Genomic DNA, 14,954 nt, shown 5'->3' on the forward strand with positions numbered 1-14,954 from the left:
TTCAAGAAACCTTATGATCAAACCTGCTTCAATCCAGCAAGTCATCGAGACCGCAAGGGTTGAAGATATTGTCAAAGATTATGTCCAATTAAAAACCAGAGGACACAGCCAAATTGGATTATGTCCATTTCACAAGGAAAGAACTCCTTCTTTCACCGTTTCTGTTACAAAAAATCTTTTCAAATGCTTTGGCTGCGGAAAAGGAGGCGATGGAGTCAAATTCATTATGGAGATTGAGCAGCTTTCGTTTGTAGAAGCGGTAAGATTTCTGGCTAGAAAATACAATATCCAGTTAGAAGAGCTGGCCAGCACCAAAGAAAACCTTGAAGCTCAGCAAAGTATCGAAAGTTTGAACCTGATTAATGATTGGGCAAAAAAATATTATGAAAAGATATTGTGGGAAACTGACCTAGGAAGGAACATTGGATTGGATTATTTCAAACAAAGAGGATTTCTTGAAAGCACCATAAAAAAATTTGAACTAGGCTTTACTCCTGACCTGCCGGATGGACTCACTAAGGCGGCTGTCTCCCAAAGTTATTCAATAGACCTTCTCAGAAAATGCGGCCTCACCAATTCTTATGAAAAGGATTTTTTCAGAGAGAGAGTAATTTTTCCATTGCATAATGCTTCAGGAAAAACTATTGGCTTTGCAGGAAGAGTGCTACAAACAAACCAGCAAGTTGCCAAATATGTAAATTCCCCAGAAACTGAAGTTTACAACAAAAGTAAAACCTTGTTTGGTTTGCACCTCTCGAGACAAGGAATCCGAAAAAGCAATATGGCTATTTTGGTGGAAGGTTATACTGACGTAATGGCTCTTCACCAGGCAGGAATAGATCATGCCATCGCTTCCTCAGGTACATCATTTACAGAAGAGCAAGCACATATAATAAAAAGATTTACCGAAAATGTCACCATTCTTTATGATGGAGATCAGGCAGGTATTCAAGCTGCTTTACGCGCATTAGACATTTTGGTGAAAGAGAATATAAACCCATACCTGCTATTTATACCTGATAATGATGATCCGGATAGTTATCTGAGAAAACATGGTAGTGAAGAATTCATAAGACTTTTGGAACATCATAAAAAGGATGGTATAGTGTATAAGGCGGAGTACTTGCTTCAAAATGCCGGTACGAATCCAATTTTAAAATCAAGTGCCGTAAAAGATGTTGTTTCGACAATTGCAAAAATGGAAGACAACATCAAGCGATCGTTCTACATTCAATCTTGTGCTCAACTGATGTCGGTTGCGGAGAGCACATTGATAGACCAATGCAATGTCTATATACATGAAAATTTAAAAAGCAAAAATTTCAAACTACGCCAACAGGCACTTGAAAATGATGAAATCATACTGCGCGACAACCCTGAAATAACAGAATCAAACACATCCCATAAGCAAACTTTTTGGCTGCCATTTACAGATGAAAATCAAGAAAGAGACATCATCCGGATTTTGATGCTCTCCGGGTCAAAGTTGTATACTACCGAACAATGCACGGTGACCGAATTTGTATTGGCCAATATTGCTGATATCACTGAGTATTTCCAACATCCCTTGTATTCAAAAATTCTACAAATGGTCCAACATGCGTTTGATCATGGAGAGATCATTCCACTCTACAACTTTATTCACCATGAAGAACCCGAAGTTAAAGATCTTGCGCTTGAATTTTCCTTCCAAAAATATGAACTGAGTAAAAACTGGTCTGATAAGTATGGCTTAGCCGAAGCGACCTTCAATGAATTCGGATCGATCAGTGAGGAAGAAATTCTACAAACTGTGAGACATATCAAAGTGAGAAAGTTTGACCAAATCATCAGGAAGCTAGATGAAGAAATTATAAAGGCGGTTGATATTGAAGAACAATACACCCTTCTCAAGATTCGGGGAGAATATAAATTTATACGGAATAAGTTGTGGCTTGAAACCTCTAATCAATCTCCGATCGACAATTAATCTTCTTGATATTCCAATGGTCTGTTGCAAGTTTGAGAGCGATTTGTAGTCCAAAGATATTTTCCAATCAACCACAATGAAATGGGCAATACTGCCAATTTAAATCTAGCATTGCCAATAGGTCCGGTCATGATCCAAATGTACATGATTATCACAACACTGACTAAAGCAGCCAAATCACTTTTCTGCAATTTTTTACAAGAACTAATTACAGCAACAAAAAAAATAATATTAAAGATGAGTAAACAAAATAGTGAAAGTATAAACCAAGGTCCAACACCGACAATGTATTGTTTCATACCTGTCCATTTGAACTTATCCCATTGATAAAAAAAACTCAAAGATGCTCCTCGATCTAATTGTGGCAAAAAATTGACAATATCATATCTCCCTGGGTCCAGCCAAAACTTTGCCATACCCCTAACCTGCAACATGATATAATTGTGCCAGTATTCTAAAATTGTCGAACTAGACTGCTTATTGAGATACAAACACTTATCATGAAAATTCATATTTATCGATTCCTTTCGCCATTCGGTCACTGCAGAGTCTGCGTACTCCACATTAAATTTATGTTCTAGTGTTAGCCTGGCATTATAATTGTACAAATTATTTGTAGTCATATATGTATAATGAAAAACACCGGTGAGTTTTTCATTTCTCATAGACCAGAATAAAATCACCAGAGGCATTAAAATACTTAATGCTAAAACCAGCTTATTTTTATTATTGTAATAAATATACAAATGAATTACAAAATTGATTACAAAAAAATACAAGAGCACCGGTTTAATCAATACGGCAACACACAACATAAAGTTGTACAGTAGTAAATATATAATTCCATGATTCTTCTCAAACATGAATATAAAATAGATTGCGATGAATAAACTCCATGCGAACATCCAATCAGACATGATTTGACCGGCAGAAATAAACATTACCGGGCTTAGGACTAATGTTATAACAAAAAATGCAAAAAATTTCTTAGACCGATTGTCTGAAATTCGATACAGCCACAAAAATGCAACAGCCTGCACCAACAGTTGGTATAAAACAATCAGATGGTCTGGGCAACTCCATATATACCAAAAACTCAAAAAGCAGGCGTACAGCGGAGTTCTCAATGACCAATATTCCGGTAGTAGTTCTTGCTGCCAAAGATTACAATAGCTGCTTTGATGATTCAAAATATTAGAAGCTTGAACTACATACTCAAATGAATCAGACAAATAAATATTTCCACATTTCCAGGCAGCGATAGCATATACAAAAGCTATTGTAAATACAATTAAAGTAAGATATAATTGATTTCCTTTAAAGCCGAAATGAGAAAGCCAGCTTCTCATTTAAAGGGTCTTCTCAGCTTGCATGATCAAACATACCTGGTTTCCATTCTCCGGATTCTTTTCTTTCTGTTCATAGTAGACCGAAATAAACCATAAGCCAAAGCAAGACCAATAGGCAATAAAAAATTGAGGTACTTATAAAAATTCCGTGTAGCATCATCAATTTCCTTTATTGGGCGTCCTGTGACGGACTTTGTTCGCAACTCTATCAAACCGGTATCATCGCTCAACCAATCTACTGAATTGGCCAATAAACTTACATTGTCGTCATTGACTTGTCTTCCTCGTCCTCCTACCGGAAAATCTCCGTCACCGAAAATGACCAATCGACCATCATTGTTTCCAGCTCCAAAATCCCCTTCCAATACACCACCCAAGCAAATCTGTCTGTCTGGAAAATCAGCATTAGACCATTGATGTTGGATATCGATTTGAACTGGCATTGCTTGTTTGCCTGATTGATCCGAAGTATACATCAATGGCGTAAACTTCATGTTGGGTTTACCCTTATAAATAACCGGGCTCGCAAATTGGAGGATGACCATCTCCAATCCTTTCGTTATCAGATGATCCGAAAAGGTCTTTATTACGGGCAAATATGGCAACTGAACAGGTGTAGCAAACGAAAAAAATCCACTCTGCTGCTGTACTTGAACCGATCCACAAGAAATATCCCGAACCAAAGCATTCTCTATATCAATACCTTTTTCATTGAGCCAGGCCGGAACTCCAGTATTCAACTGGCTGGAAATACCTTGTTGCAACTCCACATTCATTTGATCGCAAGCTATCAATAATTTGCCCCCGTTTTTAAGATACCTGTCCAGCAATACAAAATCTCCGGGAGGAATACTATCCTTTGGTCTTACCAAAGCAAGAGCACGATACATGCTTAGATCGATCGTATCATTAAGATAAACTGAACTCACGTCACACAATACACTCAATTTCTCATACACCTGTGCTAATTCTTGCAATGCTGCTTCACCATGACCTTGAATAAAGCCAATTTTAGGTCTGTTTAAACTGGTCATTTTCTTTATAGCGGTAGTCAAGCTGTATTCCATAGCAACTCCAGGTTGAATCAAAGGAATGATTTCTTTTTTTGAATCGATTTCAACAATAGCACCCATGAAAGCTTTCAGTTGCTTGGCTTGGTCTTTGTCTCTCACATTAATTAATACAGATTGAATCCCTTCCTTCATCGCTTCCTCTTCAAGTTTTGAATCCGAATTCGGACTCATGAACTGATATTCCAATTGGCCTTTCGAAAGACTAGCGTACTCACCCAATAGATCTTTAAATTCCGACCGACCTTTATCGATATCTACAGGTAAATTATCTGAAAAATATGCCTTGACCTTGACTTTTTTATCAAGTTGCCTCAATATATCGTTTGTAGCTTGACTCAAGGTGAACTCTTTGTTTGCCGTCAAATCGATTCTGTAAAAAAAATAGTTGGATAAAAAATTTATCAAAAGCAATACAATGACAGCAAAAATAATTTTTACGGTTCGGCTCATAATCTGCTTTTAATTCTTTGTGAAACAAACAGTTCGGCTAATAAAAGTCCGAAACCGGTCAATGAAATAAAATATATTAAGTCTTTGGTATCCAATACACCTTTAGAGATAGAATCAAAATGTCTTCCCATACTGAGAGAACTGATAAATGTCCCTGTAATTCCGGTAATATCGGTAGCAATCGCATCAAATAAAAATTGAAAAAATATCCCGATGAACAAAGCGAGCAAAAAAGCGACAATTTGATTGTTTGTTATTGAACTGGCAAAAAGCCCAAGTGCGATGTATGCAGCACTCAATAGCAACAATCCTAAATATCCACTCCACACAACTCCATGATCAATATTGCCTAATTTTGCAATGGATATGTAATAAGGCAATGTCAACAACAATGCAATAGTGACTAAAGCCAGACAAGCAAAAAATTTACCCAGTATAACTTCCCAATAACTGACAGCTTTAGTTAGCAATAGTTCTATGGTTCCTGTCTTTCTTTCCTCTGCGAGCATCTTCATCGTTATGGCAGGAATAAAAAAGAACAAAGTCCATTTTGCTATTCCAAAAAACACATCCAGATCGGCTTCTTTCCTGAAAAAAATATTGGATCCATAAATCCAGGTAAAAAATCCGCTAAATCCAAGAAAAGCGATCAGCATAATATATGCCATAAGACTATCAAAAAAAGAATTCAATTCCCGCTTTGCAATAGAAAAAACAGCTGACGACATATCAATAATTATTTTATGGTTAAATCTCTGAAGATATCTTCCAATTTGGTTTCCATCGGAATCATTGCCAGTAAATCCCAATTCTCATACTTACACAGTCTATAAATTTTCCTGTTAATATCAGCAGTAATATCTGCAGCCACTTCTAATCGAGATCTGTTATCTCCAATAAAATCGATCGATTTTACTCCTTCTAAAGCACTCAGTTTATCAATCAGTGTAGCTTGTTCAACCCCTTCTATTTCAACCTGCAATATTATATTCCCTGCAGATTTCTTTCGCAAATCAGATACTGTTCCATTTGCCACTATGCTTCCTTTATTAATGATTAGAATTCGGTCACAAGTAGCCTCAACCTCAGGAAGAATATGTGTACTCAATATTACTGTTTTTTCTCTGCCAAGTTTCCTTATTAGTTCTCTTATCTCAACGATCTGATTTGGGTCAAGTCCGGTAGTAGGCTCATCCAGTATGAGTACTTTAGGATTATGTATGATTGCTTGTGCCAATCCAACCCGTTGCCTATAGCCTTTCGACAACTCACCTATTTTTTTGTGTTTTTCAACATCAAGTCCACACAACACCACCATATCCCGCAATCTGTTATTGATTTTAGACTTCTCGACACCCTGCAATTCTGCACAAAATGCGAGATAATCCAACACTGGCATGTCTTCATAAAGTGGATTATGTTCAGGCAAATACCCGATGTCTCTTCTGATCTCTTTGGTGTGCGCACGACTGTTGCCATACCATATCTTGCCTTGATCGGGTTCGATATATTGAGTCAACATCTTCATGGTTGTGGTCTTTCCGGCTCCATTGGGACCTAGAAATCCCACGATCTCTCCAGATTTAATTTCGAAAGAAATATTGTTCACAGCCAGTTGAGGGCCATACCTTTTGGTAAGATTCTCGATCTTTAAATCCATAATAATCTACTTAGCAATGATTCCAAAATACGAATGCCAAATTTTCAAAAAATTAAACAAAAATAAAAACTCTCTTCCTCAAATAAAGTCAATCCGACAAATTAAAATAATTTTAACGTATCTAAATGTGCGAATTATCCTTACTCCGATGTCTGGTTTGAATGTCCTTGGTAATTATTATACAGATCATTGCCCAAAATATTACTGCCGCCTTATCTGAATCAAGAAAATTATTCAAAAATCCATGAGTAAAATACCCGATCAGTGAACAACTTACTGCTAGGATGATAATCCGTTCTTGTTGATCATGACTTTGATAAAATGACTTAAAGGAATAATAGATTACTCCAATTAAAAGCACGATCATAAGGCATAATCCCAAAATCCCCATTTCAGCAAATGGACCAAGGTACTCACTATGCGCATTTCCAACATCACCAAAATTCGTACTGATCTCAGTATGCATACTACTCAGTTGAAAAGGTGCATAATGAAACATATAAGTTCCTGGCCCAAAACCAAACACCGGCTTTGCCTTTCCCATAGCAATCGCGCAATACCATCGGTTTAACCTCTCCAAATTGGACTGGTCGCTTGAAATATTACTAATGGACTCTACATTTTCCACAAAATCATTACTTGAGCTAACTTTATTCTCTTCCAGCTTCCTAATCAGGTTATTTTGGTTGATTAAAATATAAACCAGCAGCAGCCCAAGTCCAAACATGAGTGTCTTGAATTTAATCCTGAGAACAAATAAAAAAAAATAAAATAGAGATGCCACAATACTTATCCAAGCAGCTCTGGAATATGTCAGATATAATCCTACCATTAAAACTACAAAACACAAATAATACAGCAGTGACAACTTTAAATTTAACTTATGGTATATTGCCATGCCAAATGCGAGTGGCACTCCCATACCCAGTACTGCTCCAAATATGGTGTGATCTTTAAAAAAAGGCTTCATGGTCCATTGTGATGGTTTCTCTGCAAAATCCCAAGACCACAGATGAATAATATTATACAATGCTACGATGCTCAAAGAAATTACGAAAAGGGAAAGAAATACTTGCTTGGAACCTTTTGCCTTAAAATAAAAATAAGCAAGAAAAAAAGAAGGAATGATGAACCACAATTTGGCAATCAAAAACTTAATCGATACGATCTTTTCTGTGCTGGACAATGACGTAATAAATATCCAGCTTAAATAAATATAAATGATGATAGCAAAAGGATGAGTAAATATTCTTTTATCATCCAGAGAATGAGAAAAAAGCAAATAAAAAAATGTAAATACAAATATTGCCAAAAGTGGCTCCACTGGAATAGACAAAGATAAATCCATTGTCTCCCACATTTCAGAAGGATTGATTGAAAGTGGTATTAGAAAAGGCAACAAGAAAAATAATAAATCAGCCTTGAAAACCAATACACCAATGAAAAATATCACCAATGGTAATAATAACGTGATCCAATTGCCGAAATACAATCCTGACAGCGATATGATCACCAGAAGAATCGTCAATATAATGAGTTGAATATCCGACTTCTGCAAAAAAGAAATCATCTCATTCCGATTGCTTGACGAAAATCCGATTGTTTTTCTCGAATAAAAATCAATAACATAGCGAGAAGTGCAGCAAATGATAATCCAACCACCACTATGAGCCATCGTATAGGAAATGACTTTTTCTGGGCTGGGACGGCCTTATCCATGATAAATTTTTGTGTGAGATAAGTATCCACATCAGCCCTTGTTTGGACAACGAATTTGTTGATCTGCATGAGATTATCAATCTCTTTTTCATAAATTCGTTCTACTTTATCAAACTCTTCTCCATATAAGATATTGGAATCGACCAGTTTTTTCAACTGAGCTCTTTCTGTCGGAGAAGATTGTGCAAATGCTTCGATGAGATATCCTCTTTGGAACTGACTCATTACTCCATTATTACTAAAAAAATCCATCGATTTCTTGAGGGTATCTATCAATATTTGTTGTTTTCTGGCTTGGGACTCTAAACTGCCAAGAAGTGACAATGCCCTGCTTTGAACCATTTCATACTTGATAGAGTCCAAAAAGACTGCGAACGAGTTTGCAATGTCAGCCGCCATTTGAGGGTCCTTGTCAAGCACTGAAATTTCGATTGAATTAAACCGGGTTCTTGAAATACTGGTATTTCCATCCAGGGTTTTAAGAACATAAGTTTTTGCAGCTTCTGCCTTTGGATCTATTTGATAATGTTTGTATAAATCCCACTTGTCGATAATTTTTTCTCTCAATCTGGTTGAATTCAACAATTCGATCGCTTGTTCAGCTTCAGTAGTTTCACCAAAATCACCAATATTTCCTCGTCTGAAGGAAGTTTCATTGATGGGAATTTGAGATAATTTTACTGTAAAAATGCTAGTCGTAGATCTGTAGTATTCGGGCAAAATAAACGCTACAAGTACAGATACAATTAATCCCAAAATCAAAGCGGTAAAGAAAGTCCTTCTATTTCGCCACAACATTGAGAAAAAATGATTAAAGTTGATTATTTCCATTTCGTCTTTTAAGGTCCAAGTACATGGATCTGAATTTAGAACGCAAAAGTAAGCATTTTTTGTCTGTCCAAATTGAACATACCAAATCCTGTAATCCTAAGCATTACATATTAAATAAATTAAAATATAAAGTAATAGATCAAAGCTCCCGCTCAAAGGCTGTCAGGTCGGCTTTTTGATCAAGCATACATTTAAAATGTCCTTTTGGACAGGCCGCAAAACCAATCTTGCTACAAGGTCTGCAAGCTAATCCTACCACTTGTCTCTCATCATGAAATCTCTGCTGCCGAAAATAAGGATACATACCAAAAGCTGGACTAGTACTACCCCAGATACTCAATATTGGTTTGTCAAATGCGGCTGCCATATGCATCAATCCGGTATCAGGGCTAATCACATACTGAGAATGTTTGATCCAAAATGCGCTTTCGTCAAGACTACACTTTCCAACCATATCGATTACATTGTCAAATTCTAAACTCAGCTTTTGTCCCAAGCTTAGCACATCCTTCCCACCCAACAGCACAATTTTTCTGGAAGACCTGACGCCAATAATCCGTTTCCAAAGATCATATGGAATTTGTTTTGTCGCATGGGCAGCTCCTAAAACTCCTACAATATAATTTTGCCTTACACTATTGAGCATTTCCTTAGAAGCTTGAAAACTAGGATCAAAAAAATATTCTAATCCTCCTCCGTCATATCCTACTTTTAACGGCTTGAGAGATTCAAAATAACGATCTACGATATGTTGCGCCTGAAATGGGTACCAACTTTTCAGTCTGACTTTGAGCCATTTTTGGATATTCTGCTTAGAATAGTTTATGGTTTTAACCCCCAATTTCCAACATACCTGCATGCTTCTCCAATTTTTATGGAGATCAATACAATATTCAAATTTTTGATCCCGAAGAGCCTCAAGAAGTTCTCCATCTACGAATTTTTCAACCGTCCAAACCTTGCTGACATTTGGATTACTTAAAAACAATCCAGCAAAAGTATTTCGGGTTAGCACATGCACATCAACCTGCATTTGCAGATGCACGCACCTGAGTACCGGAGAAGTCAAAATAATATCACCGATCGAACTAAATCGAATAACCAGAATCTTCTTCGCCTGGGATTTCAGATGATTTTATTTTACTTAAAAATTGATAATGTCTTTGTTTGATTGTCCACGCTTAATACCAAATGGTATAATCCATCGGTCAAATCTGCCACCCGAATCTGAAGATGATTACTACCATCTATGAGTTTTTCGGTACCATTTCTCCAAATTTTTCCTGAACCATCAACTAACTGATATTGAAGGTCAGTGGAATGATCCATTTCCAAATACAAATTCAATAATTCTGTTGTAGGATTAGGCCCAAACTCCATTTTTTTAACTGCAGGTAAATCCTTGGTGTTTATCAAACTTCTTTTACCAAGTCCAAAATAAGAGCCCCACCTTGCGGCATCTATTACTCGTGCAGGATTTCCACTTCCACTAATTTTTGTTCCTCCTATTGGAATTTTAAACAAATTAAATTGAGTTGATTCGTCTTCATAAATGACACGATTGTCCAAAACATTATAATTTGGATATCCTGTTCCCGAACGGTTGTCTAGAATTGCTTCTGTCTCTCCAGTTTCTATATTAGTACCAAGAATGGCATAATTTGTTGAAAACAGGTCTTCTTGTACATAGTCAAATGCAATAATATAAGGTGAATTTTTAGAAAATATTGCATTACCTATACTTGTATTTTCTGGTAGAGCGGAAAACAGTTTTTCAATTTTTCCATCTGAAAATGTTTTTGAGCTGCTCTCAAAAACCTTTAGGAATCCAATATCCCAATAATTTACCGTAGCACCTCCTGAATTGCTTGCAATGGAGCTATATGAATCATAGAGTATATATTGGCTTGATAAATCAAAATCCATAAAATCCGCATATTTCACTTCTCCGGTTGAAACGCCCTGAGTGTAGGTCGGATTGTATAGGGTAAAACTTTTCCATTGTTGAGAAACAAAATCATAAACATGAATAATTTTTTCTTCTGCATTGAGCAATGCAGCTAATAACCTTCCATCTTTTGATATAACAACATTTCTATAAATATTATTTCCAGGATCTAGATCGACGTCTTGATAAGCACTTGTCTGACTATTAAAAAACAACCCATGCATAGAATTATCACTGGCAACATAATAGATCTCAGTGCCATCATCAGTTACACTTGGTTTAGAAATTATACTTTTTGTCGACAACTCGAAGAATTTTGAATTTTGTTCATCTACCAAGTAAACTCCTTCCAGGTTTTGATCTGTACACACGATATATTCTTTGCCAGGATTAGCTGAAAGGTCCTTTTGATAATTTCCACCACCTGTGCTTCCGCCTCCACCGATACCAACCTTGCTAAATGCAGACTGTGCAGCTGCCAGAACATTTGCATTTGAGGAATAAAGGTCTTTACAACTTTGTTCGATAGATGCTCTTAAATCGAGAAATTTGGATGATCTGGTCAGATAACTTGTTAATGCCCTGTAATAAACCTTTTCGGCAATAATTTTTGCCTGTTCCTCGCTCATATTTTTTGCCATCTCTTGGACAAAAAGGTAATAGGCATAATTTGTAATCCCACTGTTGATATGGACGCCACCATTATCCTCTGTTCCTTTATATTGTTCATTTACATGGTTGGGTTGCCAAGCATAATTACCTTGACTAGCGCCATTGTGAGGATTGCTTAAATCTCTAAGGGCTCCTGATGGAAAATATGCTTTCACGACAACGTCTTCACCCATTTTCCAATCTTCACGATCTATCATTGCTCCAAAAATGTCTGCAAATGATTCATTCAGTGCACCAGACTCATTTTCGTAAGTCAGATTTGCAGAATTTTGAATGACACCATGTGACATCTCATGTCCTGCTACATCCAACCCTTTTGCCAAAGGAGTAAATGCCTGATTTCCATTTCCATAAAACATAGCTTCTCCGTTCCAAAATGCATTGTCCATTTTCTTTCCGTCTTCATCCGTAACATTGATGAAAGAAATGATAGTGCCTTTCTCCCCATTGATACTGTTTCTTTGATGAGTACCCAGATAATAGTCATAAGCTTTGCCTGCATTGTAGTGTGCTGAAATAGCTGTAGGATTATTCCAAATATTGTTTGATGAGGTGATATGATCAGCTTGAAAATTGCTGCTACCTGCTCTTGAATTTAACGCGTCAATAGTAAAAATTGCACCTACCGGTTCATCAGGCATTTTGGAAGCAGATGGGTTAAACATAGATCTCGACCCATCAATCATATAGTATCTTGAACCTTCTTTCCAGGTTCTAAAACTGCGATTTACACCCAATAAATCTGTACCGTTTGCTGGTTCATCTCCAAGAGGTGATAGCATGGATGTTCCTTCAAGATTATGGTCATGAGAGTGAAGTTCTCCTTGTGAATGAAGCTTACAAATGTTTGTGCTGCTTTTAAGTACTTTACCATTTATAGCATCGACAATGACTTGATATCTTTCAGTAGCTTGCGGCATGATATCCAGTATATATACCAAAAACCAATTACTAGTCTTGTCTTTCCAATACTCCAATGATTGAGACTTGAGACCGGTTCTTAATCCGCCAATACCATAAGTCACTTCGTCAGTGGCTATTTTTTCTACATCGCGCAGATGTTTTTTGGCAAATTGGTATGCCTGGTTACTGCTTATTCTCGCCTGTACTGGAGCAATTGAGGGGACTTCAGCATTACCATGTGCCATCAGTTTTTGATCCTTAGAGTAAAGATGAATAAAATACTCTGATGCATAAATAGGTACACCAGCAAAATACTGCTGCATGCGAATATGCCGGATGCCTAGTTCATCCAACTCATTTCGCTTTACTATGAACTGAGTCCCTGTACCTTCTAAAGCTAGTCTTTGCCCGATAAAATCGTTCCAAAACTCTTTGGAATCGGACCTGGTTTGAGCCGGTAAGACGCATTCGAATCTCGTAGGTCGATCACTTTTATCTTGACTTATTACAGACATACGCATAGATGCATTTTCCAATACCCTTTTAGAAAGTGGCAACGATGGTAGATCTTGCAATATACTCCACCCGAAATTACTTCCCTCATGGGTGTTCGCTTTCGTCAAAATTCCCGGCGTCTTTGGTTTACTTGTTTGATCAAAACGAATATTCTTTTTCATTTGACCAAAACCCACACTGTAACCGAAAGCCAAGGCTATCAATACCAAAGTAAATCTGAATTTCATCTTGTTTATTTTGTTTCTTTAAAAGCTTTTTGAATGAAGTGTTCCATATTGGAATAAAACAAATTTAAATTCGGCTCTGCAGCTTGCTTTGACCCATCCCATACCAGTCTTTTCACCTGATCACCTATTTTTATTTCAATAAACTTATAAATGTTTCCGGGATTGCTCTCCTCCGCATCAAAGAGCCCAAGTGAGTTGAGATTCTGGAACATTTGGGTGGCGTCAGTTTTTTTCATTTTGGCTTTCACCTGAGCAGAATTTATCAAGGTTCCATCTTTATACAAATTTGTAAAAAGCTCTCTGCCCACAAAACCGCCACCGGAGCCAATCCGAATGTAATCTTCTTTAGTGTAATCTATAACTTTTGCACTCTTACACGCCCAAAGTACAGACAATGCCAAAACACTGGCACAAATCCCTATATAAATGCAGTATTGCTTCATCTCAGTAACTTTCATATTATTTCAAATAACATAGCTTGTTTTCCAAAAAGCTTTATTCCAAAGCTAAAAAGCTTAAAGATCTAACTATTTGACAGCAAGTTAAACCTATAGTATCATAAATGTAAGTTAATATTTGATCGAGGGAACAAAAGGATCCCATATTTCGTTTTATTTTTGCAAAGATTATTAATTAAATTTAAATCAAATATGAAAAGTATCTTAATCGTTTTAGGATTGTTTATCGGATTGAGTTTCAATCAATTATCTGCACAAACTTGCCAACATGCCAAAAAAGACGCAAAATCGTGCAGCGCATCATCTGCAGCCGTTTCAGAAGCTGCCCTAAAAGCAGCAGAAGCTGATGCTACTATCGAGAAAAAAGTTTGTGAAAAATCAGGAAAAGTGAGTTTTCAAAGAAAATCTACTGATGCTGCAGGGACTGTTACTTATAATGATGTGGTATTTGACGAAGGGAAGGCGATGTTTGTGAGTGCAGATGGCTCTTCAATGTCTGATTCTAAAAAAGCTTGCACAGGTGGTGAGTCAAAAGCTTGTTGCAAGAAAGGTGCTAAATCATGTTGCAAGAAAGGTGCTAAAACCTGCTCAAAAGATGGTGCTTCCAGCGAGCAAGCAAAGTAATAATTTTATTTTTCTAACGATAAGGCTACCTCTTTAGGTAGCCTTTTTTTATTTTTGGCGCTATGATAAAAAAAATATTTACCGGTTTAATCATTTTCTTACTCTTGCTACAGTTATTTAAGTTCAATAACAACACGTCTGACCAACATCCGGGTTTGGTGTTTGATAAATACCCAATAACTCCTGAACTAGAGCAAACGATGCGTTCATCCTGCTTTGATTGCCATAGCAACATGACTAAATATCCATGGTATGCAAAAATACAACCGGTGAGCTTTTGGTTAAACCACCACGTAAAAGAGGGCAAAGGCAAACTAAATTTTTCCGAATTTTCAGCATATTCAGCCAGGAAACAAGCACATAAAATGGAAGAGATTGCAGAGGTTGTTGAGAAAAAAGAAATGCCACCTAACTACTATACAGCTCTTGGGCTTCATCCTGAAGCCAACTTGTCTGATGAGCAAAGAAAAGGGATTGCCGAATGGGCAAAACAATCCCAAAATCTAATCATCAATGGCAGCGCTCCTTCTCACGAAGAGTGATTCATGCAATATA

At 36.9% G+C, this 14,954-nt stretch carries 12 protein-coding genes; 3 read left to right on the top strand and 9 right to left on the bottom strand.

Annotated features, from left to right (window positions below; translation table 11 throughout):
* The first annotated feature begins 13 nt into the window (after positions 1 to 13).
* The gene (gene dnaG, locus IPI99_12535) at positions 14 to 1,969 is read left to right on the top strand and encodes a DNA primase (protein MBK7341341.1); all 1,956 of its coding nucleotides are present in this window, start codon (positions 14 to 16) and stop codon (positions 1,967 to 1,969) included.
* Here the strand turns inward: dnaG and IPI99_12540 are convergent.
* The 9 genes from IPI99_12540 to IPI99_12580 all read right to left on the bottom strand — a co-directional run bounded on the left by IPI99_12540 (position 1,966) and on the right by IPI99_12580 (position 13,760).
* Positions 1,966 to 3,318 carry a hypothetical protein gene (locus IPI99_12540; GenBank protein ID MBK7341342.1) on the bottom strand — a complete coding sequence of 451 codons (1,353 nt, stop codon included), beginning with the start codon at positions 3,316 to 3,318 and terminating at the stop codon, positions 1,966 to 1,968. The genes dnaG and IPI99_12540 overlap by 4 nt on opposite strands.
* Positions 3,319 to 3,344: 26 nt before the next feature.
* Complete coding sequence (locus IPI99_12545) at positions 3,345 to 4,841, bottom strand: Gldg family protein (GenBank protein ID MBK7341343.1); 1,497 nt, start codon at positions 4,839 to 4,841, stop codon at positions 3,345 to 3,347.
* Complete coding sequence (locus IPI99_12550; protein ID MBK7341344.1) at positions 4,838 to 5,569, bottom strand: ABC transporter permease subunit; 732 nt, start codon at positions 5,567 to 5,569, stop codon at positions 4,838 to 4,840. Before IPI99_12550 ends, IPI99_12545 begins: the two co-directional genes overlap by 4 nt.
* A gap of 8 nt (positions 5,570 to 5,577) precedes the next feature.
* On the bottom strand, positions 5,578 to 6,501 hold the full coding sequence (locus tag IPI99_12555) for an ATP-binding cassette domain-containing protein (GenBank protein MBK7341345.1): 924 nt from the start codon (positions 6,499 to 6,501) through the stop codon (positions 5,578 to 5,580).
* A gap of 121 nt (positions 6,502 to 6,622) precedes the next feature.
* Positions 6,623 to 8,071, bottom strand: a complete 1,449-nt coding sequence (locus IPI99_12560) for an O-antigen ligase family protein (GenBank protein MBK7341346.1) — start codon at positions 8,069 to 8,071, stop codon at positions 6,623 to 6,625.
* Positions 8,068 to 9,018, bottom strand: coding sequence for a hypothetical protein (locus tag IPI99_12565; GenBank protein ID MBK7341347.1), 951 nt, complete (start codon positions 9,016 to 9,018; stop codon positions 8,068 to 8,070). Before IPI99_12565 ends, IPI99_12560 begins: the two co-directional genes overlap by 4 nt.
* Positions 9,019 to 9,190: 172 nt before the next feature.
* Positions 9,191 to 10,084, bottom strand: a complete 894-nt coding sequence (locus IPI99_12570) for a glycosyltransferase family 9 protein (GenBank protein MBK7341348.1) — start codon at positions 10,082 to 10,084, stop codon at positions 9,191 to 9,193.
* Positions 10,085 to 10,191: 107 nt separating this feature from the next.
* Complete coding sequence (locus IPI99_12575; GenBank protein MBK7341349.1) at positions 10,192 to 13,317, bottom strand: M4 family metallopeptidase; 3,126 nt, start codon at positions 13,315 to 13,317, stop codon at positions 10,192 to 10,194.
* Positions 13,318 to 13,322: 5 nt separating this feature from the next.
* Entirely contained in the window at positions 13,323 to 13,760 is a 438-nt protein-coding gene (locus tag IPI99_12580) for a hypothetical protein (protein ID MBK7341350.1), read from the bottom strand.
* Between the two features lie 207 nt (positions 13,761 to 13,967).
* On the opposite strand from IPI99_12580, the gene IPI99_12585 reads away from it, so the two are divergent.
* Entirely contained in the window at positions 13,968 to 14,399 is a 432-nt protein-coding gene (locus IPI99_12585; GenBank protein MBK7341351.1) for a hypothetical protein, read from the top strand.
* Positions 14,400 to 14,461: 62 nt separating this feature from the next.
* A complete protein-coding gene (locus IPI99_12590) occupies positions 14,462 to 14,941 on the top strand; it encodes a heme-binding domain-containing protein (protein ID MBK7341352.1) in 480 nt (159 codons plus the stop codon).
* Positions 14,942 to 14,954: the final 13 nt, after the last annotated feature.

It is taken from the genome of Saprospiraceae bacterium, from assembly GCA_016710235.1.
In the GTDB taxonomy this organism is placed as follows: domain Bacteria; phylum Bacteroidota; class Bacteroidia; order Chitinophagales; family Saprospiraceae; genus Vicinibacter.

Excerpts from the sequence above, each read along its gene's own strand:
- IPI99_12570 (MBK7341348.1), bottom strand. The coding sequence starts at position 10,084 with ATGCAGGTTGATGTGCATGTGCTAACCCGAAATACTTTTGCTGGATTG.
- IPI99_12560 (MBK7341346.1), bottom strand. The coding sequence starts at position 8,071 with ATGATTTCTTTTTTGCAGAAGTCGGATATTCAACTCATTATATTGACG.
- IPI99_12565 (MBK7341347.1), bottom strand. The coding sequence starts at position 9,018 with ATGTTGTGGCGAAATAGAAGGACTTTCTTTACCGCTTTGATTTTGGGA.
- IPI99_12555 (MBK7341345.1), bottom strand. The coding sequence starts at position 6,501 with ATGGATTTAAAGATCGAGAATCTTACCAAAAGGTATGGCCCTCAACTG.
- IPI99_12580 (MBK7341350.1), bottom strand. The coding sequence starts at position 13,760 with ATGAAGCAATACTGCATTTATATAGGGATTTGTGCCAGTGTTTTGGCA.
- dnaG (MBK7341341.1), top strand. The coding sequence starts at position 14 with ATGATCAAACCTGCTTCAATCCAGCAAGTCATCGAGACCGCAAGGGTT.
- IPI99_12585 (MBK7341351.1), top strand. The coding sequence starts at position 13,968 with ATGAAAAGTATCTTAATCGTTTTAGGATTGTTTATCGGATTGAGTTTC.
- IPI99_12575 (MBK7341349.1), bottom strand. The coding sequence starts at position 13,317 with ATGAAATTCAGATTTACTTTGGTATTGATAGCCTTGGCTTTCGGTTAC.
- IPI99_12550 (MBK7341344.1), bottom strand. The coding sequence starts at position 5,569 with ATGTCGTCAGCTGTTTTTTCTATTGCAAAGCGGGAATTGAATTCTTTT.
- IPI99_12590 (MBK7341352.1), top strand. The coding sequence starts at position 14,462 with ATGATAAAAAAAATATTTACCGGTTTAATCATTTTCTTACTCTTGCTA.
- IPI99_12540 (MBK7341342.1), bottom strand. The coding sequence starts at position 3,318 with ATGAGAAGCTGGCTTTCTCATTTCGGCTTTAAAGGAAATCAATTATAT.
- IPI99_12545 (MBK7341343.1), bottom strand. The coding sequence starts at position 4,841 with ATGAGCCGAACCGTAAAAATTATTTTTGCTGTCATTGTATTGCTTTTG.